Source organism: Staphylococcus borealis, from assembly GCF_001224225.1.
Lineage (GTDB): Bacteria > Bacillota > Bacilli > Staphylococcales > Staphylococcaceae > Staphylococcus > Staphylococcus borealis.
Window position 1 is genome coordinate 24,034 of sequence record NZ_CUEE01000001.1, and the last position, 22,131, is coordinate 46,164.

Genomic DNA, 22,131 nt, shown 5'->3' on the forward strand with positions numbered 1-22,131 from the left:
ATAGATAGCAATATAGATGGCTTCATTTTACAATACTAATACAATTTATCTAACTTATTATTACTGTTGAAAGGGGCATATTTATAATTGAAATTAAGCATTTTAGACTATGTTCCAATTTTTGAAAATAGCAATGCCCATGATGCATTTAAGCATAGTATAACGTTAGCTCAAACTGCTGAGAAATTAGGTTATACACGATTTTGGGTTGCTGAACATCATAATGTTTTTTCGGTCGCATCTAGTGCACCAGAAATTGTAATGATGATGTTACTAGAACATACGCAAACGATAAAGATTGGTAGTGGTGGCGTAATGTTACCTCATTATAGTGCTTATAAAGTGGCTGAACAATTTAAAATAATGTCAGCATGTCACCCTCACAGAATAGATATGGGTTTAGGTCGGTCACCAAGTTTTAAGCAAGTAAATGAAGCGCTTAATGAGTATAAAAACAAAAAGCCTACTCTAGACAATCAAATAGATGATTTGCGACACTACTTTAGTAACCAATATGATGAACCGCATCGATATATGTCTATATATGCAACACCTCAAATTGATGACTCACCTGATATGTTTATTTTAGGAATGAGCGAACGCAGTGCAGAATTAGCTGCGCAAAAAGGGTTACCTTTTGTAATTGCATATATGGGACAACCACAAGATAAGCTAAATCATCTTATCAGCTATTATCGACATCGATACAATCAATTGAATGACATATCAGAATCAAAGAAGCCTTATGTTATTCTGTCTACATTTGTAGTTACAGCTCAAACGTCTAATAAAGTTGCTGATTTATTAGATGCCCTACATTTATGGCTTTTGCGTATCAATTATCTCAATCAACCAAAATCTTACCCATCAATTATTACTGCGCAACACCGTCATTATACTTCGAGTGAATTAAAAAAAATTGAACAAAACAAGCGTCGTGTTATTAGTGGCCTACCTAATGAAGTACGAATAAAATTAACTCAATTAATAGAAACGTATCATGTAGATGAAATCATGATTATGCCTCACGTGTTTGGAGAAGATGCTAGACTAGAATTAATTCAACTCATCGCTAACACCTCACAATAAAATCATCGTGTCTGGCATTACAATTTGACAATTATTATTGTGACAATTTATTCCCACAAAAATTTTATAATTTCATCTGATACTTCTCTATTATGATGTAGCGCACTGTGTTGCGCTTCTTTTCCTGTATATTTAGATTCTCTATAAGTTTTAGGACTATCACCTAACAAATATTTTAAGGAGCGTGACGAACTATTTGATACACTTCCATCTGAATGTGTACCATCTTGTAAGTCACCATAAATATTTAACACTTCTATATTTTTATGATTATAACTATTTTTAAGACCTAATAATTCTTTATAATTTGCGTTCATTTTACTCGGTTTACCATTTTTATCAACAGATATTTCATTTACTTTTTCATTTAAATTTAAAACACCATTATATGTACCAGCTATGTTTACTTCTTTTTGAAGTTGAGGCAATTCATTGTCATTCCCATAATATTTCATAAAGTAAGCAAATGATAAATTCCCCATTGAATGTGCTACGAAATTATAATGCTCTATATGATATTTGTCTTTCATTTGAGTGAGTACATTTTTAATATTTTTGGCATTTTGTGCTACATCCCCATTTTTATTATCTTCAAATAATATTTTGATAATTGGATTGTTTGACCTCTTCGAGATATTGCCTCTAAACTGAACTTCTCCATTGGTTGAAACATTTGCTGTAACAACATCCTTAGTCACACCTTTAGTTACTGCTTGATTGACCATATATTTTTCGGAATGATTCGTTCCTCCATACCCATGCATAAACAATGTTGCAACCTGCTTTTGATTATTATTCTGATAATTAGATGAATGATTACGATTTGTTTGACAACCAACTATCGTAAATATCAATATGCTTATAATTAAACTAAAAATAATGGTTTTAAAAGTGCTCATAATATCATACTCCAATAGGTTTTCTATAAGTATAAATGATATTGTTATAAATATGAAAATTAAGTTAGTTAGTAAATTTAAATACGCATGTTAATGAACTAAATATAAATTGCTAATTTATTGTAGTAATAGGATTAAACTATTAATAAAGAAATAGGACAGAGATTAGCTTGATATAAGCATTTTCTCTGCCCTAATTGATTGAATATAATAGTTTTGAGGCGGAACAACGAATTTATTTTAATTTCTGTCCAGCTCTTATTTAATTTCCTTACTTTCCGCTAGTTCTTTGTACCAATATGCACTCTTCTTAGGATAACGTTCTTGTGTTTCAAAGTCGACATAAAATAGACCATATCGTTTTTCATAACCATTTGACCATGAGAAGACGTCCATTAATGACCATATGAAGTAACCTTTTACATTGGCACCATCACGAATAGCATCAGAAATGACTTCAAGATGTTTTTTCACATAATCTATACGAGCGTCATCATCTACCGTTTTACGTTCTTCATCAAATTGGTCTTTGTATCCAAGTCCATTCTCAGTAATGTAGATTTTATGATAATTTGGATAATCTTTAACTACACGCATGATTTGATCATATAATCCTTTTGGATAAATCATCCAGTCCCAATCAGGACGGGGTACGTCAACATCAAATTCACGTTGACCTACACCTTTGAGTTGATATTTAGAACCACCTTTATCACCTGTGGCATTATGCGTAATTTCAGATTCACCTTCATAACCTCTCATCCAATCACTCATGTAGTAATTGATACCTAAGAAGTCATTTAAATCTTTGGCCGCATCCAATACTTTATAATCTTCTTCTGGTATATCTAATTTACCACCATTAACAGATAAAATGTGTTGAACGCCTTCCATAGTTTCACGAGAATATTTACCAAGATAAGTTGCATCTAAGATAAATTTATTGTGAATGATATCTTCTAATTCAGCTGCTCTAACATCTTCTGGATTTGTTGGATCATAAGGGTATTTAGTTGGCAATGCGTGTACGACTCCAATTTCACCACTATAGCCATTATCCTTAAATAACTTCACAGCTTTTGCATGTGCGACCATCATGTTGTGGTGTGATTGAAACACTTTAGCAAAGTCATACTTAATTCCTGGTGGAAATTTACCCACTAAATATTGACCATCACCAATAGGCCCAATTTCATTAAATGTAGTCCAATAATTAACTTCTTCAAATTCTTCGAAACAGAATTTTGCATACTCTACAAAGTAATCGATTGTCTTACGATTTAAAAAGTCGCCATCACTATGCAATGTTTCTGGAGTATCAAAGTGGTGCAATGTTACAAATGGCTCTACATGTCTTTTATGACATTCTTTAAATAAATTATGATAGTATTCTACACCTTTAGGATTAACTTCACCATATCCTTTAGGGAATATGCGTGACCATGCAATCGAAATACGAATACCATTCACACCAAATTTTTCACTTAATTCTAAATCAATAGGATATTTATTGTAAAAATCACTTGCTGGTTCAGCTGTATACCAATAGTTTTCTTCAAGATAAGTGTCCCATGCTACACGACCTTTTCCATCTGTTTTAGTCGCGCCTTCTGCTTGATAAGCCGCTGTCGCACCACCGAATATAAAATCTTCTGGTAATTTTTTCATTATACTTTCATCTCCTAATTATTTTTCAAATTGTTGTTGAACGAAGTCTAATGCTGCTTTGCCATCTCGAGTTAAATTAATATATTCAACACCCTGTGTTTTAGCTAATTTAATACCTAGTCGATCTGTATCTTGCTTAATGTCTTCATAATTTGAAGCAACTTGAGGCGCTAAAATAATTAATTGATAATCTTTCATAATATCCATATGCGCACCATAACCGCCTGCTGCTGCTTTAACAGGAACATTATAGTCTTCAGCTGCTTTATTTAAAGCGTTAGCTAATAAACCACTAGTTCCTCCACCAGCACATAGAACAAGTACATTGGTTTGTTCTGTGATGTTACTTTGTTGCGTTTCATTCTTATTGAATGCTTCATCTTGACCTGTTTGAGAATGACTTGTATCAGTCGCACCAGCTGATGCTAGGATGGCATCTGCTTTTTTAGTATCAAAGTTTGCTGCTACTTTGTTTTGCAACTCATTATTAGCAGTTTTATTTCCTAATTCTTCTTCTAAAATTTGTTCATCATACACTTTTACAAATGGGTAGTAAATAATTACATCTACTACAATTAAGACGATAGCAAGTACAAATGACCAAAATGCAAAACCAGTACCCATCACGATACCTAATGGACCTGGTGTAGTCCATGGTAAGAAGATACTAAAACTGTTCATTCCTAATACATCTACGAAGAACTTAAAGATCCATACGTTTGCAATTGGGGCAAAGATAAACGGAATAAAGAACACTGGGTTTAACACTAATGGTGCACCAAATAAAATTGGTTCATTGACACCAAAGAATGTAGGTACTACAGATGCTCTACCAATCGCTTTATTACGTTTCGATTTAGTTAGCCACATAAACATAAATGGCACGACTAACGTTGCACCAGTTCCCCCCATAGTAACAACGAACATTTGAGTACCTGGTGTAATAACGTTATTAGCATGTTCTCCAGCTTGAATTAAATGTAAGTTCGCTTCTAAGTTAGCATACGTGATAGCTGCTATAGCTGGTTCTACGATTGACGGACCGTGAATACCAACGAACCAGAAGAATGCAAAGGCACCAAAGATAATAGTTACACCAACCCAACCATCTGCTGCAGTAAACAATGGTTCAAATAATTTTAATACACCATTGGCTACATTCGTATGTACAGTAGCTCTCACAATTAAATCTAACGCATATAAAATAATGATTACTGCTGATAGAGGAAATATATCTTTGAACACTTGCGAAATGTTAGGTGGAACTTCTTTCGGCATTTTGATTGTAATATCACGTTTGATAAAGAAGTTATATACAATCACAGTAATAAATGCTGATAGAAATGCTGTTAATAAACCTTTCGTTCCCATAAATCCACTTAAGAATCCACCATCTTTTGCAGGATCCGCTGCTAGGAATAAAAAGCCACACATTGCTGCCATCATAGTTGAGATAAAGTTAATTTGATTTGTTTTATCCAATTTCCGGTTAAACGAATCAGTCAATGATTTAGCAGTCGTACCTGCTACTATAAAACCAACAATGCCCATCGTATAGTTGTATGGTTTCATTAGAATTCCTTCCATTGTTTTACTCCATGTGAAACCAAACACGTTAGGAACATAGGTAACTAAAATAAAGATACTAGAGAATAAGATAATTGGGATTGCTGCGATAAATCCATCACGAATAGCTCTTAAATAAATATTACGAGATATTTTTTCAAAGAACGGTTTTCCTTTCTCAATCCAAGCAATTAATTTGTTCATAGCATTCAACTCTCTCTTCTATATAATTCTAATAGATGTTTCATTAAATCTTTTAATAGTAGTGTTGTCATTAAATGGTCTTGACCGTGCATCATTGTAACGCTATATGCGATATCTTCGCCTTGTGCTTCCTTAGCTAACAAACTTGTTTGCGCTTTATGTGCATTTGCAATACATTCGTTTGCTTCTTCAGTTAATTGGTCTGCTTTATCTAACTCACCATTTTTAGCTGCAGTTAATGCCTCTAATAATTTTGAACGTGCATCTCCAGCATATGCTACAATTTCAAACCCTAGTAATTGCACTTCTTCTCTATTCATTATGATGTGCCCCCTTTAAATGATTTATTTTGATTTCCATGATGTTGCAGTTGATTCTAATACTTTATTAAGATCATCAATATTTTTGAATCCAGTAGTGCGTAACCATTTACGTGCAGCTGCTTCGCCTTCTTCGATATACACTTTTACTGCACCTGACCAAGTAGCACGTCCACAAAGTACACCATTAAATTTCGCACCAGCTTCATGTGCAAATTTCAATGTTTCTTGGAATAATTCTGCAGAAACACCAGCACTTAAATAGATATATGGTAAATGTGTTGAACCTTCTTGATCACGGAAATGTTGCGCCGCTTCTTCTTTGCTATAAACAACTTCACCTTCTGTAAATCCTTCTACAAAGTTCATATTTACCGGTACTTCAACTTTAAGTACATCTACATTAAATCGTTCTTCGGAAAATAATTTCATAGCTTCATTGACTTTACGAGGTTTTACTTTCGCGAATTCAGCACTTTTATTATCCGGAATATTATCATCATAAGTAAGTACTTCTAGGAAGAATGGGATACTTCTGCTACACACTCAGATCCGATTCTTTCAATATATGCTTTCTTTTGAATATTAATGTCTTCTGAATCATCAACATCATAGTAAAGTAAAAATTTAACCGCATTAGCGCCTTGTTCTTTTAAACGTTTTGCTGACCATTCAACTAGGCAGTCTGGTAAACGTCCTTTAGCATTTACGTCATAACCTGTTTTTTCGTAGGCTAATAATAATCCACAGTCTTTGTTACGCGCTTCAGATGCTGGAAGACCATATTCAGGGTCTAATAAAATTGACGAAGCATATTGTGTTAATTCTTCAGATACTAATACTTTTAGTTGTTCAATTTGTTCAACAGTTGGTTCTTCTGTTTGATGCTCAGCCATCATTCTTTTCAAAGCACCACGTTGGTCAAACGCTAAAGCTGAGATAACGCCTTCTTGATTACTCAATTGCTCTATTGATGCTAATTTTTGTTGTGATTTAGTCATTAATTACACCTCTATAACTTCAATTTGTTGGAATATTTCGTCAAATTTATGTACATCAATATGTCCAGTTTGACTTTCCATTGCATTTAATATTCCAAATGCATTGGCTTTTTTTAATAGTACGTCATCCTCATCTTGATGAATTAAACCTGATGCAATACCTGCTACAGTTGAATCACCTGATCCAACAGGATTCACCACATCTATGCGAGGAATATTTACTTTATAGTAGTTGTTATGATGTTTGGCGAATGCACCTTCGCTTCCTAGTGAAACGATAATCCACGCTATACCATCAAATATGGGTTGATTAACTGCATCTTTTAGACACTCAATTTCTGAGGTTACTTTCGTTTGTAACAATTGTGCCAACTCATCGATGTTAGGTTTGATTACAGTTGGTTTATAATCACTTAGCAAAACATCTAACAAAGATTGACCTGAACTATCTAAGATAGTCAATTTCTGATGCTGTTCGGCTAACTGAATTAAATCGGCATAATAATCCGACTTCAATCCTCTTGGTAAGCTACCAGACATCGCAATGACGTTAGCTTTTGTTAATAATTTGGCCAAATGCGTTTTAAATTCTGACGCTTCTAGCTCAGTGATTGAAGATCCTTGTTCAAGAATCTCAGTCTGTTGTCCCTCATGAAGAATAGCAATACAATTTCGTGTTTCTTCATTAATCTTAAAAAAGTGATGATTAATTTGATTGGCGTTCAATTGCTGCTCTATAAATTCGCCCAACTTGCCACCTAAGAAACCACTTGCTGTCACATCTTCACCATATTCTGATAAAACACGAGTTACATTTAACCCTTTGCCTCCCGCAGTTTTTATCGTGTTATTAACACGATTCACTGTATCAAGACTAAAATGGTCTAGAGAATATGAAATATCTATCGAAGGATTTAGTGTTAACGTTAGAATCATAGATTGTCACCCTTAATCGTGATATTCACCTTTGTCCCATTTTTCTAAAAATTCATCGAAGAAATGAGGATCAGCTTGTTTATCATTATGTGCTTCTAAATGCTCAATTTTAGCTATTAATTTTTTATTCTCTTCGCTTGGTTTATATTCCGCTTTGATGAAAGCATCTACAATATCAAAAATGAATAATTCACCTACGATTTTTCCACCAAAACTAACAACATTCGCATTTAATTCCTCTTTTGAATAAAGCGCTGTTGTCATATCACGAACTAAAGCAGTACGTACGCCTGGCACTTTGTTAGCAGCGTTACTAATACCAACACCTGTTCCACAAATACATACACCTAAATCCGCTTCACCGCTTGTTACAGCTTCACCCACTTTTTTACCAAAAATTGGATAGTGTGTTCTTGTAAAATCGTATGTTCCTACATCAATTACTTCATGTCCTTGTTCTTTTAAATGTTTTGAAACTGCCATTTTTGTGTCTGTTACAATATGATCGCAACCAATAGCTATTTTCATTTTAAAGTCCTCCTATTTAGCACATTTTATTTAACATATCTACACGGATTTGATGACGACCACCGTCATAGTGTCCATTTACAAATTCTTTAGCAACATGCTTAGCAAGCATATCTCCAACAATTTCTGAACCCATCGTAATCATGCGAGCATTATTATGACCACGTGTCATATAAGCAGATCTTTCATCTGAAACTTCTGCTGCAACCATTCCTTTGATTTTAGTAGCGACCATGAAACTTCCTGCGCCATAAGCATCAATTGCAATGCCTAAATTCTCATCATTCTTTTGAACTTCTTGCGCAACGGCTAATGTTGAATCAACAAAGTCAACATCTTTGCCTTCTGTTACATCTAATACTTCATGATTATTCTCTTTTAAAAATGCTTTGACTACTTCTTTGAGTCGTTTACCGTCTACATCTGAACCAATAATAACTGTCATAACCATTCTCCTTTAATAAATTGATTCACATATATGTGTCTATCTTTATATTGTGAAAAAGCGCTTTCAACTCTTTATGTTTAAATTATAAACATAAATAAACAAATAATCAACATTAAATGTTTGAATATTGTTTGATAATTAGTTGTTTTAAACAAAATTGTTTTGTTTTATGTTTATTTATCTTTTTGAAATATAAAAAAGCCTAATATTGTTTAATTTCAAACAATATCAGACTTAAAGTGTAATTTACTCAATCACTTCAGTATGTAATTTTAATTTCTCTATGTTATCAACATCGACCTTATCAATTATGACTGCAGTTAAATCGTCTAACCTACACAATTGGGTAAAGTCTTCTTTCCCTAATTTTGATGAGTCTATTAGTAAGTACTTTTCAACTGATCGCTCTAAAGCCAATTGTTGGGTATACGCTTCATCGACTGTTGATGTAAGAACATCTGCATCTTTAATGCCATTACAACTAAAAAACATTTTGCTAAAACGTTTTGTTTTAAGCAGTGCATTGGCCATTTCACCTACAAATGACTCGGTTAACGCCCTCATTTCCCCACCAAGTAAATAAACTTTAAAATCAATTGATCTTTTTTCAAACAATATTTTAAACACTGGGAAACAATTTGTAATAACTGTTAGTGATTTTAACTCCATGATTTCGGCTAAACATTCTATTGTCGTACCAGGTCCAAGAAAAATCGTATCGTTTTCTTCGATTAAATGAATGGCTTTTCGTGCAACGTTTCGTTTTTCTTCTATATTGTGTGTGTGTTTCTCTTGATGTGACTTCTCTTTAAATTGAAACATAGCATTACTTCTTGCGCCCCCATGAATTTTGGTAAGTAATCCTTTTTCTTCAAGTTCAGCTAAATCACGTCTTACTGTCATATCCGATACATTTAATTCTTCTACAATCTCATTAGTTCTAACAGTGCCTCTTTGATTTACGAGTTTAGTTATTTCATCTAAACGATCGTATTTATTCATTCAACTCTTCACTTCCCACATCACATTTTCAAGTAAATGATATACATTGGATACTTGAATTTATTAAAATTAATTCGCACATTTTAATTTTATACTATAAATCAAGTGAACTCTAACATTTTTATCAATGCACTTACATTTAAATCTTATATTTAGAAAGCAATTTCTAGAAAGTATATCTGATAGTATGTTGTAATAAGTATATAAGTAATATTAAATATAATTCTATCAAAAGTTAGAATCAATTTGTGTATATGGAGTGTTTTGAATGAGTAATAAGATCGAAAAGTTAAAAGAAATTGTAGATAAATCAAATCATATTGTCTTCTTCACTGGCGCTGGTGTTTCTGTTGCAAGTGGTATTCCTGATTTCCGCTCTATGGGAGGATTATTTGATGAAATATCCAAAGATGGCTATTCTCCAGAATATTTATTAAGTATTGACCATCTTAATGATAATAAAGAAAGCTTTATTGATTTTTATCATAAGCGTTTACTTGTAGCTGATAAAAAACCTAATATTGTTCATGAATGGATTGCAGAGTTAGAAAAAGAAGGTAAATCTTTGGGTGTCATCACTCAAAACATTGATGGCTTACATGAAGACGCAGGAAGTCAACATATCGATGAAATTCATGGCACACTCAATCGATTCTATTGTATTAAGTGTGGTGAGGAATACACAAAATCTTATGTCATGGATCATGAATTAAGATATTGTGAATCATGTGGTGAGGTAATCAGACCTGACATCGTACTATACGGTGAAATGTTAGACCAACCAACTGTTTTTCGTGCGCTTGATAAAATCCAAAAGGCTGACACTGTCATCGTATTAGGTTCATCACTTGTAGTACAACCAGCAGCTGGATTCATCTCAAACTTTACTGGTGATCATTTAGTTATCATTAATCGAGATAAAACACCATACGATAGAAAAGCAGACTTAGTCATTCATAATGATATGACAGAAGTCGTCGAAGAAGTATTTAAAAAGTAAAAAGATAATTCAAAGAGGCTGGGACATAAATAATATAATGAAGCTATTTTTGCAAATTCGCGGTAGCTGACTGAACTGAGAAGGCGCTTAAATCAAGCTTTTCTCAGTTCTAGTCATCCTTGCGGGCGGGGCCCCAGCACAGAGAATTTCTTAAAGAAATTCTACAAGCAAAGCAAGTTGGGAGAGGGACAACGAATTTAAAAAGAATTCTATCCCACTCCCTTTTATGCATATAAAAAAGCACTTCTCAAAATTGAGAAGTGCTTTACTCGTTCTATTGGAACACAACTTGCTGACGCAATTTGCGTACCAAATCTGTAAGCGAATAAATTCGCAACAGCTTTGGCAATTAACGTTTTGAGAATTGTGGAGAACGACGTGCTTTTTTAAGACCTGGTTTTTTACGTTCTTTCATACGTGGGTCACGAGTTAATAGACCTGCGCGTTTTAATGAACCTCTGTATTCAGGATCTGCTTCTAATAATGCACGTGCGATTCCGTGACGGATAGCTTGTGCTTGTCCAGTGAAACCACCACCGTGTACGTTAACTAATACATCATAGTTACCTTTAGTTTCTGTAACATCAAATGGTTGGTTTAAGTCTAAGATTAATGATTCGAATGGTAAGTACTCACGTACGTCACGTTCGTTAACTGTAATATTACCTTCACCTGGTACTAAACGTACACGTGCTACTGAGTTTTTACGACGGCCTGTGCCTCTATATTCAACTTGTGCCAATGTCATTTCCTCCTTCTAATTAACCACGTAACTCGTAGTTTTCTGGTTGTTGTGCAGCGTGTGGATGTTCAGCGCCACCATATACAAATAATTTTTTACCTTGTTTTTCACCTAAACGTGAACTTGGTAACATACCTTTGATTGATGTTTCAAGTAAACGTTCTGGGTTATTACGTTTTAATTCACCAGCAGTAACTGATTTGATACCACCTGGGTGATTTGAGTGACGGTAATAGATTTTATCTGATTCTTTTTTACCAGTTAATTCGATTTTAGCAGCGTTGATGATGATTACATAATCACCTGTGTCAACGTGTGGTGTGTAAGTTACTTTATTTTTACCGCGTAAGATAGATGCTACTTCAGATGATAAACGACCTAATGTTTGGCCTTCAGCATCAATAACATACCATTTGCGCTCAATGTTTGATTCATTTGCCATAAATGTTTGACGCATAATAATTGTCCTCCTAAAAATAAATGCTTCGTTTTAGATTACAGGTACGTATCGCAGTCGAACCTACGAACGAGGCCTGCAATCTATTCATTCTGTTACGATTTCAAAGCGTAAATGTTCATTTATTTTATTCCTGTATAATTTGCTTATATATCTTGTAACACAATAAGTTTCCGGGGCTTATCATGGGGTGGATATAAAACAATACCGTTAACTATGTTATATTTTATAGCTCCGTTTGTCAATGCAATTTAATCATTTTGTAGTGATTTTTTACGATGAATTTTAATATTATCTCCAAAGTCTGTTGTTAAGCCTTTCTCTGAGAGATATATCTTCTCTAAATAAAGCCCTTCTGCCGGAGCAGTAAACGGTACATTATCTCTATTTTTTTCATTTAATAATGTCGGTACTTCATTAGGGTTACGCTTACCTTTTCCAACTTCAATTAAAAACGCTACTAACACGCGAACCATATTATATAAGAAGCCGGATCCAGTCACTACATAATCAAAGCCCTCATCGGTTATGATGATTTCACTTTGATACAACGTTCGCACTTTACTTTCAACTTCAGTCTTTTGAGAACAAAATCCTGTAAAATCGTGTGTTCCAATAAAATGCTTCGCAGCTTCGTTCATTTTAGAATAATCTAAATCTTCTTTGATAAATGTCTTTAGCCCACTTTCAAAAGGATTACGATGAGATCCTTGATAGACTCTATAACGATATCGTTTACCAACACAGTCGTAACGACAATGAAATTGATAATCGACGTGTTGGACATCATTCACATATATATCGTCTGGTAACGCACGATTCATCGCATACTTCCATTGCTTAGGTTCAATGTTTAATTCAGTATCAAAGTGAAAAAACTGTTCATATGCATGCACACCTCTGTCAGTGCGACTAGAAGGATGAATTCGGACATGGCGGCGATGCATACGCTTTAATATTTTTTCGAATTGTTGCTGGACCGTTCTTCCTTGTTGCTGAATTTGGAAGCCCAGAAATTGACTTCCTTGATAAGAAATATTAACGAGTATACGCACTGTATTACACTCCAATGTATTTTAATACGAATAATACGACAGCTATGGGAATGAAACTGATTAAGCACATCGTATCAGCCATTCGCCATTGTAATTTTCTATAACTTGTTCGCTTTACATTTGCATCATAACCACGCACTTCCATAGCAATGGCTAACTCCTCAGCCCTTTGAAAAGCTGAAATAAATAACGGAATCATTAAAGGTATAAATGCTTTAATACGTGTCATTAGTCCACCTGAACTCAACTCAGAACCACGTGATTTTTGAGCTAATATAATTTTATCTAATTCATCCATTAATGTTGGAATAAATCTTAATGCGATTGACATAATCATACTTAGTTGATGTACAGGTATCTTAAACCATTTTAATGGAGTTAATAATTTTTCAAAAGCATCTGTCAAATCAATTGGACTTGTAGATAAAGTCATTATCGTTGCAACCATCACGATAGTAATCAGACGTAATGATATAAATATACCTTCTAGTATGCCGGCACTATCAATTTTTATGATTCCGTAATCTACTAGTCGCGTGCCACCATGTGTGAAAAAGATATGCATTGCAAATGTAAATAACGTAAAGATAAATATCGGTGTCAAACCTTTAATTAGGAACCAAAATTTAATCTTCGCTAAAAACATAAATACTAATATTAATAATATAATCCAACCAAACGTTGCAAATGAATGTGCAAAAAAGATTAGAATAATAAACATAAATACAAATAAGACCTTAGCCCGTGGATCTAGATGGTGAATAACTGAGTTATTAGGCAAGTATCTACCTATAATTAATTTATTCTTCATGTTGTTGACACTCCTGATACATCTTTACAAATTCATCTTCTGATAATGCGATTGTCTTAAATTCAATGCCGTGTTTGATTTCAATATCACGTTGTAATTGGACGACATCTGGTAATGCTATATGCCATTCTTCTAATCGGTTCACTTGTCTGAACAGTTCCTTAGGTGTCACTTGTTCAACAATATTGCCATTATTCATCACGATAATCTCTTCAGCGTATTTTGCAACTTCATTCATATCATGAGACACAAGGATGATTGTTTTATTTTGCTTTATTTGTATTTCTTTAAATAACGCCATCACTTGTTGACGACTTTTTGGATCTAAACCAGCTGTAGGTTCATCTAACACAATCACATCTGGGTCCATAGCTAATATTGAAACAATTGCAATTTTACGCATCTGTCCCCCCGACATTTGAAAGGGTGACAGTGACATAACATTTCTTGGAAAACCTAACTCTAATAATAAATCAAACGCTCTTTCCTTCACTTCTTCAACATTCATGCCAAAGTTCTTAGGTCCAAACTCGATTTCTCTTTCAATATTGTCCTCAAACAATTGTGATTCAGGAAATTGAAACACTAGGCCAACTTTTTGTCGTATAGGCCTAATCAACTTATCTTTAGTCTTTGCTGTAATTGTCAGTTGATCATGCTCTATATAACCGTTTGTTGGTTTTAGTAACCCATTAAAATGTTGAATTAAGGTTGATTTTCCACTTCCAGTTTGTCCTACAATAGCGTAGTACTTTCCTTGTTCAATCGTTAAATTAATATGTTCTAATGCATTATACTCATAAGGTGTGCCTCGTTGATAGGTATAAGCAACATCATTAAACTTAATTATCATAGCTTTTCTACCAACCCTTCATATGTTATGAACTGATCATCAAATCCTAGCAATTGATTCATTTTCATTGAAAAAGGTAAATCTAGACCAAGTTCTTGTAACATATGTATATCTTTGAAAATTGCTTTAGGGCTACCTTCTTTATAAACTGTTCCGTGATTCATCACAATCACATGATCTCCTTCAAGTGCTTCAGTTAAATCATGTGTAATAGATATAATTGTCACATCTTTCGTTGCTTTAACATCTTGAATCAAGCTTAATAATGATTTTTTAGCTTGAGGATCCAGCATAGACGTCGCTTCATCTAAAATAATCACGGTTGGGCTTAATGCTAACACGCCTGCAATAGCGACACGTTGTTTTTGACCACCTGATAGTGAATGTGGCTCATAGTCAGCATAATCAGTCATTCCAACATCACTAATCGCCCGAGCAACGATGACTTTCATTTTTTCTGTGGGAACAGAATGATTTTCCAAACCGAAGGCAACATCATATTTAACAATTGAACCTACAAATTGGTTCTCAGGGTTTTGAAAGACAATGCCTATGTGTTCACGTATATTTTTAAACTCCTCGTTAATAATCGGTGATTGATTAAAATATACCGTACCATTCGTAGCCGTTTCAATACCAACAATGAGTTTAGCAATTGTAGATTTTCCAGAGCCATTGTGACCAACTATAGAAGTCCATTTATTTTTAGGGATTTGAAAGGATACATCGCTCAGTGTGAAGGCTGCATCGCCTTGATATTGAAAATCGATATGCTTAAGTTCAATAATATTTGTATGATTTGCCTCCACTAGAATCCCTCCTAAAAATTTGTACTCTTATAGTTTACATGAATATGATTATCATGTATATGAAACTTTGTTTCATTTCTGAATATAAAAAGAGGACCGGATAGAATTCTTATTGAATTCAATATCCCGCCTCTCTAAGGTTGACTATAGTCATTCGCATTTAATTGAGCCATCTCAATTTAGTCAACTACTGTGAATTTGCAGTCAAATATTAAAAGTTCGTATCTCATCATATAAGAACATTTTAAATCATTGGTTGCTGATATGCGCTATTAAAATAAAAAAGCGCGCACCCCATCATATTTTAGTTGAGTTCACGCTTTGAAATTTATTTAATTGATGGGGCACTCTGAGCTAGACAATATTTGTATGTGGCAAACATTATCGTTGCACTCATTTGCTTTACATATAAGTAGTTAGTGTATTTATATCTTGAATTAATCTACTAATTCGATGATAACTGATTCAGCACCGTCTCCGCGACGAGGACCTACTTTAAGAATACGAGTGTAACCACCTTGACGTTCTGTATAACGTTCAGCAATTTCACCGAATAATTTTTGAAGTGCAGTTTGTGTCGTTTCATCTTCGTTTAAGATTTCAACATTACGTAATGTTTTAGCAGCATTACGACGAGAAGCTAAATCTCCTTTTTTACCTAAAGTGATTAATTTCTCAACAACACTACGAACTTCTTTTGCACGAGCTTCTGTAGTTTCAATACGTTCACTAACGATAAGTGAAGTAGCTAAGTCACGTAACATAGCTTTACGTTGATCAGAAGTACGACCTAATTTTCTGTAACCCATGAGTTGACCTCCTTTAACTTATTAATCTTCTTTTCTTAATCCTAATCCTAAATCTTCTAATTTATATTTAACTTCTTCTAGAGATTTACGACCTAAATTACGAACTTTCATCATATCAGCTTCAGATTTATCAGCTAACTCTTGAACTGAATTGATTCCTGCACGTTTTAAACAGTTGTATGAACGTACTGATAAGTCTAATTCTTCAATAGACATTTCAAGTACTTTTTCTTTTTGATCTTCTTCTTTTTCAATCATGATTTCAGCATTTTGTGCTTCATCTGTAAGACCTACAAAAATATTTAAATGTTCAGTCAAAATCTTAGCAGCTAATGATACTGACTCTTGTGGAGTGATTGAACCATTAGTCCAAACATCTAAAGTTAATTTATCAAAATCACTACTTTGACCGACACGTGTATTTTCAACTGTATAGTTAACACGTTCAACTGGTGAGTATAGTGAATCAACAGGAATTACACCGATTGGTAAATCACTAGTATTATTTTGTTCTGCTAATGCGTAACCTCTACCCTTGTTAGCAACAAGACGAATTTTTAAATGTCCACCTTTAGACACTGTTGCGATTTTAAGTTCTGGATTTAGAACTTCCACATCACTATCATGAGTAATGTCACTTGCAGTAACTTCGCCTTCATCTCGAACATCGATTTCTAATGTTTTATCTTCTTCAGAATAGATTTTAAGTGCTAATTTTTTGATGTTCATAATGATAGTAGAAACATCTTCAACAACATTATCTATAGCTGAGAACTCGTGTAAAACACCTTCAATTTCAATGTACTTAACGGCTGCACCTGGTAATGAAGATAGTAGGATACGACGTAAGGAGTTTCCTAGTGTAGTACCGTAGCCACGTTCTAGTGGTTCAACAACGAACTTACCGAATTTAGCATCTTCACTAATTTCAATTGTCTCAATTCTAGGTTTTTCAATTTCTATCATTTACAAAAATCCTCCTTAATTACGTCGACTTAATTTTAAACTGTTTCGCTCAGTGATCTGTAACAATAACAATCTATTAAAAATTAGACGCGACGACGTTTTGGTGGACGACAACCGTTATGTGGTACTGGAGTAACGTCTCTGATTGCAGTTACTTCTAGACCAGCTGATTGTAATGCACGGATAGCTGATTCACGACCTGGTCCAGGTCCTTTTACTGTTACTTCAACAGTTTTTAAACCATGTTCCATTGCTGATTTTGATGCAGTTTCAGAAGCCATTTGCGCTGCGAATGGAGTTGATTTTTTAGATCCTTTGAAACCTAATGCACCAGCTGATGACCAAGATAAAGCATTACCAAATTCATCAGTGATAGTTACGATTGTATTATTGAATGTTGAACGGATGTGAGCCACACCATTTTCAATATTCTTTTTAACTCTACGTTTACGAGATACTTGTTTACGTGCCATTTATATTTTGCCTCCTTTACCTATTATTTTTTCTTGTTAGCTACAGTTTTAACTGGGCCTTTACGCGTACGTGCGTTGTTTTTAGTTTTTTGACCGCGAACTGGTAAACCACGACGATGACGGATACCACGGTATGATGAAATTTCCATTAAACGTTTAATGTTTAAGTTTTGTTCACGACGTAAGTCACCTTCAACTTTATAACTGTCAACAACTTCACGAATACGACCTAATTCGTCATCTGTTAAATCTTTTACACGTGTGTCTGCTGATACGTTAGCTTCTTCAACGATTTTTTTAGCTGTTGAAGTACCAATACCATATACATATGTTAATGAAATAACGATACGTTTTTCACGTGGAATATCTACTCCTGCAATACGTGCCATATATATTTACACCTCTCTTTTATTAACCTTGTCTTTGTTTGTGCTTAGGATTGTCACAAATTACCATTACTTTACCTTTACGTTTAATGACTTTACATTTTTCGCAAATTGGTTTAACTGATGGTCTTACTTTCATTTTTATACCTCCCTATATTATGGAGTGACGATTATTTATAACGATAAGTAATTCTACCGCGTGATAAATCATACGGAGACATTTCTACAGTTACTTTGTCGCCAGGTAGAATACGAATATAATTCATTCTAATTTTACCACTCACGTGCGCTAAAATTTCATGACCATTTTCTAATTCTACTTTAAACATAGCATTTGGTAAAGTATCTAATACTGTACCTTCTAATTCAATTACATCTTGTTTCGCCATTGATTAACTTCCCCCTTTTTACAATAGTAAGGTAATCGTCAATAGACAACTTCAACGATACGAATCTAATATAGTGACTAGTTATAATAAGTTTAACAAAATGCGGGAATTATTATCGTCATTCGACACTCAGAAAATTAATTCTTGCCAGAGAAACCTAATCAAATTCACATAAACCTAGACCGTATTAAGTTGATCTATTTTAATTGATCTAAGATATCAATGACATCTTTGGTTACATCGTCAATATCTTTCGCGCCATCAATGTTTTTAAGCACACCTTTTTCATTATAGTACTCTAAAATAGGTTTAGACTGCTTAACATTAACGTTTAAGCGATTAGATACTGTTTCAGGATTATCATCTTCACGTTGATAAAGTTTTCCACCATCGATATCACAAATACCATCAACCTTTGGAGGATTAAATACAAGATGATAAGTCGTACCACATTTCTCACAGATACGACGACCTGTAAGACGATTCATCAATTCTTCCTCAGGAACTTCGATGTTTATAACCGCATCAATGTTTCTACCAAGCTCAGACATAATTTCATTTAATGCCTCAGCTTGATCGATTGTTCTTGGGAAGCCATCTAATAAGAATCCTTTTTTTGCATCGTCTTCAGATATTCTTTCTTTAACGATACCTACAGTAACTTCATCAGGGACTAATTCTCCACGATCCATGTAAGATTTAGCTTCTTTTCCTAAATCTGTTTCATCTTTAATCGCTTTTCTGAACATGTCACCAGTAGATATATGTGGTATTGGGAATTTCTTAACAATTTCACTCGCTTGAGTACCTTTACCTGCGCCAGGTAAACCCATTAAAATGATATTCATAAATTGCCCTCCTACAAATTATCTACCACCAAAGCCTTTATATTCTTTTTGACTCACTTGAGCTTCAAGTGATTTCATAGTTTCAATTGCTACACCAATTACGATTAATAAGCTTGTACCACCAATTTGAATCGATTGAGGTAAACTCATAAACTTAGTTGCTAGAATTGGTAATATCGCAATGACTGCTAAGAAAATAGAGCCGACAAAAGTTAAGCGATAAAGTACTTTAGTAATATATTTTTTAGTTTGATCGCCAGGTCTGATACCTGGAACGTAACTACCTTGTTTCTTCAAGTTGTCAGCCATTTTTTCAGGATTAACTTGAACAAAGGCATAGAAATACGTAAATGCAATAATTAGAATTACATAAACAATCATGCCGTAAGTGTTTGAAGGGTTAGCATATTCAGATATAGTTTGCGCCCAATCAGCTTTAGGGAAGAACAGTGTTAATGTTCTTGGCAATAAGAAAAATGCCATCGCAAAGATTACTGGAATTACCCCTGCAGAGTTAACTTTTAAAGGTAGATATGTTGCTTGGGATCCTAATCTTTGTGCAGATTGTTTTTTAGCGTATTGGATAGGAATTTTACGTTTTGCTTCTAGTACATAAATCGCACCAATTGTAAGTAAAACTAATCCTACAATTAAGCCAATCACTTTTAACCATGCCAACGTTGTATCATCATTACCAACAAATGCTTGTTGCACAAATTGGATAATTGATGACGGCAATGTTGATAAGATACCTGCAAAGATAATGATAGAAATACCATTACCCACACCAAATTGAGTGATTTGGTCACCAAGCCAAATTAGAAATGCTGTTCCTGCTGTTAAAACAACGGCAATCAATAAATAACTCATTACAGATTGGTGAATAATTAATTTACCACCTAAATAGTTATTAAATTGGAATGCCATACCAATTGACTGTATAAAAGCCAAAATGATAGCGAAATAACGTGTTACATTGCTAAGCTTTCTTTTACCTACTTCACCTTGTTTCGCCCATTCAGAGAATTTCGGAACAATATCCATTTGTAATAATTGCATTACGATAGATGCAGTGATGTAGGGCATAATGCCCATAGCAAATATTGAAAAGTTCTTTAAGGCTCCGCCACCAAACGTATTAAGAAGAGCGGCGACTCCTTGATCAGAACCTTGTTGTTCAAAAGGCTCAGGGTTAACACCTGGAGCCGGAATGTAAGTTCCTATTTTGAATATAATTAACATTGCTAAGGTAAAGAAAATCTTGTTTCGAACTTCTTTAGTTTTAAAGAAGCTCACAAGCGTTTGAAACATTAGATCACCTCGTGTGCTCCACCTTTTGCATCAATTGCTTCTGCTGCTGAAGCTGAGAATTTGTGAGCTTTCACTGTCAATTTTTTATCAAGTGAGCCGTTACCTAGTACTTTAATACCAGATTTTTCATTCTTAACTACACCAGTTTCAACTAATAAAGCTGGAGTTACTTCAGTACCATCTTCAAATTTATTAAGTTGGTCTAAGTTAACAATAGCATATTCTTTACGATTAATGTTAGTGAAACCACGTTTTGGTAAACGACGGAATAAAGGTAATTGTCCACCTTCAAATCCTGGTCTTACGCCACCACCTGAACGTGCTTTTTGACCTTTTTGTCCGCGACCACTAGTTTTACCATTACCAGAACCAGCACCACGGCCAACACGGTTACGTACACGACGTGAACCTTCAGCTGCTTTTAACTCATGTAATTTCATTATATAGGCACCTCCTTAATTATTTTTCTTCTACTGTCAATAAGTGTCTAACTTTGTTGATTTGCCCACGGATTGCAGGGTTATCTTCAACTACTACTGAACTATTAGTCTTTTTAAGACCTAAAGCTTCAACAGTTTTACGTTGTGTTTCAGGACGACCAATAACACTACGAGTGAGGGTAATTTGTAATTTAGCCATTATCTATTTTCCCTCCTTAATTATATAATTCTTCTACTGATTTGCCGCGTAATTTAGCAACATCTTCAGCATTTTTAAGGTTTTGTAAACCATTGATAGTAGCACGAACCATATTGATTGGTGTGTTAGATCCTAATGATTTACTTAAGATATCAGTGATACCTGCTAATTCTAATACGGCACGAACTGGACCACCAGCGATTACCCCTGTACCAGGTGCAGCTGGTTTCATGAATACGCTACCTGAACCGTAACGACCAGTGATAGTGTGAGGAGTAGTTCCTTCAACACGTGGAACAACTACTAAATCTTTTTTAGCTGCTTCGACAGCTTTTTTGATAGCTTCTGGTACCTCTTGTGCTTTACCAGTACCGAAACCTACACGACCATTTTTGTCTCCAACTACTACTAATGCAGTGAAACGGAAACGACGTCCACCTTTAACAACTTTAGCAACACGATTGATTGTTACAACGCGTTCTTCAAATTCTTTCGTTTCTTCTTCTCTACGAGCCATGTATTTGTCCCTCCTTTAAATTAAAATTCTAATCCGCTTTCTCTAGCAGCTTCTGCTAAAGCTTTTACACGACCATGGTATAAATAACCGCCACGATCAAATACGATTTCTTTAATGCCTTTTTCTGATGCTTTTTTAGCAATTGCTTCGCCTACTTTTGTAGATAAATCTACTTTAGAAGCTGATTCGCTTGCGATATCTTTATCTTTTGATGAAGCTTGAGCTAAAGTTACGCCTTTAACATCATCGATAATTTGTGCATAAATGTGTTTGTTTGAACGATATACATTTAAACGTGGTTTTTCAGCTGTACCTGATAATTTAGTACGCACACGAGCATGTCTTTTCAAACGCACTTTGTTTTTATCAATTTTACTGATCATTGTATTACTCCTTTCTTAAGAG

28 protein-coding genes and 1 pseudogene are annotated in these 22,131 nt (G+C 34.3%); 2 read left to right on the plus strand and 27 right to left on the minus strand.

The window, feature by feature from the left end:
• Positions 1 to 87: 87 nt before the first annotated feature.
• The gene (locus AK212_RS00115) at positions 88 to 1,089 is read left to right on the plus strand and encodes an LLM class flavin-dependent oxidoreductase (protein WP_053028536.1); all 1,002 of its coding nucleotides are present in this window, start codon (positions 88 to 90) and stop codon (positions 1,087 to 1,089) included.
• A gap of 47 nt (positions 1,090 to 1,136) precedes the next feature.
• On the opposite strand, the gene AK212_RS00120 is transcribed toward AK212_RS00115, so the two are convergent.
• From AK212_RS00120 to AK212_RS00160, 9 genes and pseudogenes are all read right to left on the minus strand, one after another.
• Positions 1,137 to 1,988 carry an alpha/beta hydrolase gene (locus AK212_RS00120; RefSeq protein ID WP_053028537.1) on the minus strand — a complete coding sequence of 284 codons (852 nt, stop codon included), beginning with the start codon at positions 1,986 to 1,988 and terminating at the stop codon, positions 1,137 to 1,139.
• A gap of 258 nt (positions 1,989 to 2,246) precedes the next feature.
• Positions 2,247 to 3,659 carry a 6-phospho-beta-galactosidase gene (lacG, locus tag AK212_RS00125; protein ID WP_154392003.1) on the minus strand — a complete coding sequence of 471 codons (1,413 nt, stop codon included), beginning with the start codon at positions 3,657 to 3,659 and terminating at the stop codon, positions 2,247 to 2,249.
• Positions 3,660 to 3,674: 15 nt separating this feature from the next.
• Positions 3,675 to 5,426, minus strand: coding sequence for a lactose-specific PTS transporter subunit EIIC (locus tag AK212_RS00130; protein ID WP_053028539.1), 1,752 nt, complete (start codon positions 5,424 to 5,426; stop codon positions 3,675 to 3,677).
• Positions 5,427 to 5,431: 5 nt separating this feature from the next.
• Complete coding sequence (locus AK212_RS00135; RefSeq protein ID WP_053028540.1) at positions 5,432 to 5,746, minus strand: PTS lactose/cellobiose transporter subunit IIA; 315 nt, start codon at positions 5,744 to 5,746, stop codon at positions 5,432 to 5,434.
• A 24-nt stretch (positions 5,747 to 5,770) separates the two neighbouring features.
• Positions 5,771 to 6,747, minus strand: a pseudogene (gene lacD, locus AK212_RS00140) (tagatose-bisphosphate aldolase).
• Between the two features lie 3 nt (positions 6,748 to 6,750).
• Entirely contained in the window at positions 6,751 to 7,683 is a 933-nt protein-coding gene (locus AK212_RS00145; RefSeq protein ID WP_053028541.1) for a tagatose-6-phosphate kinase, read from the minus strand.
• 12 nt (positions 7,684 to 7,695) lie between these two features.
• On the minus strand, positions 7,696 to 8,211 hold the full coding sequence (gene lacB, locus AK212_RS00150; protein ID WP_053028542.1) for a galactose-6-phosphate isomerase subunit LacB: 516 nt from the start codon (positions 8,209 to 8,211) through the stop codon (positions 7,696 to 7,698).
• A gap of 16 nt (positions 8,212 to 8,227) precedes the next feature.
• The gene (lacA, locus tag AK212_RS00155; protein ID WP_053028543.1) at positions 8,228 to 8,656 is read right to left on the minus strand and encodes a galactose-6-phosphate isomerase subunit LacA; all 429 of its coding nucleotides are present in this window, start codon (positions 8,654 to 8,656) and stop codon (positions 8,228 to 8,230) included.
• A 249-nt stretch (positions 8,657 to 8,905) separates the two neighbouring features.
• Complete coding sequence (locus AK212_RS00160; RefSeq protein WP_053028544.1) at positions 8,906 to 9,661, minus strand: DeoR/GlpR family DNA-binding transcription regulator; 756 nt, start codon at positions 9,659 to 9,661, stop codon at positions 8,906 to 8,908.
• A 268-nt stretch (positions 9,662 to 9,929) separates the two neighbouring features.
• Here AK212_RS00160 and AK212_RS00165 point away from each other — a divergent pair, with 268 nt between their 5' ends.
• Positions 9,930 to 10,661, plus strand: a complete 732-nt coding sequence (locus tag AK212_RS00165) for an NAD-dependent protein deacylase (RefSeq protein ID WP_053028545.1) — start codon at positions 9,930 to 9,932, stop codon at positions 10,659 to 10,661.
• 349 nt (positions 10,662 to 11,010) lie between these two features.
• Here AK212_RS00165 and rpsI read toward each other — a convergent pair whose 3' ends face one another.
• The 18 genes from rpsI to rplR all read right to left on the minus strand — a co-directional run bounded on the left by rpsI (position 11,011) and on the right by rplR (position 22,109).
• Positions 11,011 to 11,403, minus strand: coding sequence for a 30S ribosomal protein S9 (gene rpsI / locus AK212_RS00170; RefSeq protein ID WP_011275150.1), 393 nt, complete (start codon positions 11,401 to 11,403; stop codon positions 11,011 to 11,013).
• 19 nt (positions 11,404 to 11,422) lie between these two features.
• Positions 11,423 to 11,860: a 50S ribosomal protein L13 gene (gene rplM / locus AK212_RS00175; RefSeq protein WP_011275149.1), complete on the minus strand. Its 438-nt coding sequence runs from the start codon at positions 11,858 to 11,860 to the stop codon at positions 11,423 to 11,425.
• 251 nt (positions 11,861 to 12,111) lie between these two features.
• A complete protein-coding gene (gene truA / locus AK212_RS00180; protein ID WP_053028546.1) occupies positions 12,112 to 12,915 on the minus strand; it encodes a tRNA pseudouridine(38-40) synthase TruA in 804 nt (267 codons plus the stop codon).
• Between the two features lie 4 nt (positions 12,916 to 12,919).
• The gene (locus AK212_RS00185; RefSeq protein ID WP_053028547.1) at positions 12,920 to 13,726 is read right to left on the minus strand and encodes an energy-coupling factor transporter transmembrane component T family protein; all 807 of its coding nucleotides are present in this window, start codon (positions 13,724 to 13,726) and stop codon (positions 12,920 to 12,922) included.
• On the minus strand, positions 13,716 to 14,579 hold the full coding sequence (locus tag AK212_RS00190; protein WP_053028548.1) for an energy-coupling factor transporter ATPase: 864 nt from the start codon (positions 14,577 to 14,579) through the stop codon (positions 13,716 to 13,718). The genes AK212_RS00185 and AK212_RS00190 overlap by 11 nt, the downstream gene beginning before the upstream one ends.
• Complete coding sequence (locus AK212_RS00195) at positions 14,576 to 15,388, minus strand: energy-coupling factor transporter ATPase (protein WP_053028549.1); 813 nt, start codon at positions 15,386 to 15,388, stop codon at positions 14,576 to 14,578. Before AK212_RS00195 ends, AK212_RS00190 begins: the two co-directional genes overlap by 4 nt.
• A 437-nt stretch (positions 15,389 to 15,825) precedes the next feature.
• The gene (gene rplQ / locus AK212_RS00200) at positions 15,826 to 16,197 is read right to left on the minus strand and encodes a 50S ribosomal protein L17 (RefSeq protein WP_011275144.1); all 372 of its coding nucleotides are present in this window, start codon (positions 16,195 to 16,197) and stop codon (positions 15,826 to 15,828) included.
• Positions 16,198 to 16,218: 21 nt separating this feature from the next.
• Positions 16,219 to 17,163, minus strand: coding sequence for a DNA-directed RNA polymerase subunit alpha (locus AK212_RS00205; protein ID WP_011275143.1), 945 nt, complete (start codon positions 17,161 to 17,163; stop codon positions 16,219 to 16,221).
• An 83-nt stretch (positions 17,164 to 17,246) separates the two neighbouring features.
• On the minus strand, positions 17,247 to 17,636 hold the full coding sequence (gene rpsK / locus AK212_RS00210) for a 30S ribosomal protein S11 (RefSeq protein ID WP_000101625.1): 390 nt from the start codon (positions 17,634 to 17,636) through the stop codon (positions 17,247 to 17,249).
• 23 nt (positions 17,637 to 17,659) lie between these two features.
• Positions 17,660 to 18,025 carry a 30S ribosomal protein S13 gene (gene rpsM, locus AK212_RS00215; RefSeq protein ID WP_011275142.1) on the minus strand — a complete coding sequence of 122 codons (366 nt, stop codon included), beginning with the start codon at positions 18,023 to 18,025 and terminating at the stop codon, positions 17,660 to 17,662.
• 22 nt (positions 18,026 to 18,047) lie between these two features.
• A complete protein-coding gene (gene rpmJ / locus AK212_RS00220; protein WP_001829709.1) occupies positions 18,048 to 18,161 on the minus strand; it encodes a 50S ribosomal protein L36 in 114 nt (37 codons plus the stop codon).
• Positions 18,162 to 18,192: 31 nt separating this feature from the next.
• Positions 18,193 to 18,411: a translation initiation factor IF-1 gene (infA, locus tag AK212_RS00225; RefSeq protein ID WP_001829792.1), complete on the minus strand. Its 219-nt coding sequence runs from the start codon at positions 18,409 to 18,411 to the stop codon at positions 18,193 to 18,195.
• A 197-nt stretch (positions 18,412 to 18,608) separates the two neighbouring features.
• Positions 18,609 to 19,259 carry an adenylate kinase gene (locus AK212_RS00230; protein WP_053028550.1) on the minus strand — a complete coding sequence of 217 codons (651 nt, stop codon included), beginning with the start codon at positions 19,257 to 19,259 and terminating at the stop codon, positions 18,609 to 18,611.
• 18 nt (positions 19,260 to 19,277) lie between these two features.
• On the minus strand, positions 19,278 to 20,570 hold the full coding sequence (gene secY / locus AK212_RS00235; protein ID WP_053028551.1) for a preprotein translocase subunit SecY: 1,293 nt from the start codon (positions 20,568 to 20,570) through the stop codon (positions 19,278 to 19,280).
• The gene (gene rplO / locus AK212_RS00240) at positions 20,570 to 21,010 is read right to left on the minus strand and encodes a 50S ribosomal protein L15 (RefSeq protein ID WP_053028552.1); all 441 of its coding nucleotides are present in this window, start codon (positions 21,008 to 21,010) and stop codon (positions 20,570 to 20,572) included. Before rplO ends, secY begins: the two co-directional genes overlap by 1 nt.
• Positions 21,011 to 21,029: 19 nt before the next feature.
• The gene (gene rpmD / locus AK212_RS00245; RefSeq protein ID WP_011275138.1) at positions 21,030 to 21,209 is read right to left on the minus strand and encodes a 50S ribosomal protein L30; all 180 of its coding nucleotides are present in this window, start codon (positions 21,207 to 21,209) and stop codon (positions 21,030 to 21,032) included.
• A gap of 16 nt (positions 21,210 to 21,225) precedes the next feature.
• Positions 21,226 to 21,726, minus strand: coding sequence for a 30S ribosomal protein S5 (gene rpsE / locus AK212_RS00250; protein ID WP_011275137.1), 501 nt, complete (start codon positions 21,724 to 21,726; stop codon positions 21,226 to 21,228).
• Between the two features lie 20 nt (positions 21,727 to 21,746).
• A complete protein-coding gene (gene rplR / locus AK212_RS00255) occupies positions 21,747 to 22,109 on the minus strand; it encodes a 50S ribosomal protein L18 (RefSeq protein WP_053028553.1) in 363 nt (120 codons plus the stop codon).
• Between the last annotated feature and the right edge of the window lie 22 nt (positions 22,110 to 22,131).

What these genes read in the sequence shown, in the direction of transcription:
- rpsM (WP_011275142.1), bottom strand. Translation starts at nt 18,025, where the DNA reads ATGGCACGTATTGCAGGAGTAGATATTCCACGTGAAAAACGTATCGTT.
- rpsK (WP_000101625.1), bottom strand. Translation starts at nt 17,636, where the DNA reads ATGGCACGTAAACAAGTATCTCGTAAACGTAGAGTTAAAAAGAATATT.
- lacB (WP_053028542.1), bottom strand. Translation starts at nt 8,211, where the DNA reads ATGAAAATAGCTATTGGTTGCGATCATATTGTAACAGACACAAAAATG.
- rpmD (WP_011275138.1), bottom strand. Translation starts at nt 21,209, where the DNA reads ATGGCTAAATTACAAATTACCCTCACTCGTAGTGTTATTGGTCGTCCT.
- AK212_RS00205 (WP_011275143.1), bottom strand. Translation starts at nt 17,163, where the DNA reads ATGATAGAAATTGAAAAACCTAGAATTGAGACAATTGAAATTAGTGAA.
- rplO (WP_053028552.1), bottom strand. Translation starts at nt 21,010, where the DNA reads ATGAAATTACATGAGTTAAAAGCAGCTGAAGGTTCACGTCGTGTACGT.
- AK212_RS00160 (WP_053028544.1), bottom strand. Translation starts at nt 9,661, where the DNA reads ATGAATAAATACGATCGTTTAGATGAAATAACTAAACTCGTAAATCAA.
- AK212_RS00135 (WP_053028540.1), bottom strand. Translation starts at nt 5,746, where the DNA reads ATGAATAGAGAAGAAGTGCAATTACTAGGGTTTGAAATTGTAGCATAT.
- AK212_RS00165 (WP_053028545.1), top strand. Translation starts at nt 9,930, where the DNA reads ATGAGTAATAAGATCGAAAAGTTAAAAGAAATTGTAGATAAATCAAAT.
- secY (WP_053028551.1), bottom strand. Translation starts at nt 20,570, where the DNA reads ATGTTTCAAACGCTTGTGAGCTTCTTTAAAACTAAAGAAGTTCGAAAC.
- AK212_RS00185 (WP_053028547.1), bottom strand. Translation starts at nt 13,726, where the DNA reads ATGAAGAATAAATTAATTATAGGTAGATACTTGCCTAATAACTCAGTT.
- rplR (WP_053028553.1), bottom strand. Translation starts at nt 22,109, where the DNA reads ATGATCAGTAAAATTGATAAAAACAAAGTGCGTTTGAAAAGACATGCT.
- rplQ (WP_011275144.1), bottom strand. Translation starts at nt 16,197, where the DNA reads ATGGGTTACAGAAAATTAGGTCGTACTTCTGATCAACGTAAAGCTATG.
- rplM (WP_011275149.1), bottom strand. Translation starts at nt 11,860, where the DNA reads ATGCGTCAAACATTTATGGCAAATGAATCAAACATTGAGCGCAAATGG.
- AK212_RS00120 (WP_053028537.1), bottom strand. Translation starts at nt 1,988, where the DNA reads ATGAGCACTTTTAAAACCATTATTTTTAGTTTAATTATAAGCATATTG.
- AK212_RS00230 (WP_053028550.1), bottom strand. Translation starts at nt 19,259, where the DNA reads ATGAATATCATTTTAATGGGTTTACCTGGCGCAGGTAAAGGTACTCAA.
- rpmJ (WP_001829709.1), bottom strand. Translation starts at nt 18,161, where the DNA reads ATGAAAGTAAGACCATCAGTTAAACCAATTTGCGAAAAATGTAAAGTC.
- AK212_RS00145 (WP_053028541.1), bottom strand. Translation starts at nt 7,683, where the DNA reads ATGATTCTAACGTTAACACTAAATCCTTCGATAGATATTTCATATTCT.
- infA (WP_001829792.1), bottom strand. Translation starts at nt 18,411, where the DNA reads ATGGCGAAACAAGATGTAATTGAATTAGAAGGTACAGTATTAGATACT.
- AK212_RS00130 (WP_053028539.1), bottom strand. Translation starts at nt 5,426, where the DNA reads ATGAACAAATTAATTGCTTGGATTGAGAAAGGAAAACCGTTCTTTGAA.
- rpsE (WP_011275137.1), bottom strand. Translation starts at nt 21,726, where the DNA reads ATGGCTCGTAGAGAAGAAGAAACGAAAGAATTTGAAGAACGCGTTGTA.
- lacA (WP_053028543.1), bottom strand. Translation starts at nt 8,656, where the DNA reads ATGACAGTTATTATTGGTTCAGATGTAGACGGTAAACGACTCAAAGAA.
- AK212_RS00190 (WP_053028548.1), bottom strand. Translation starts at nt 14,579, where the DNA reads ATGATAATTAAGTTTAATGATGTTGCTTATACCTATCAACGAGGCACA.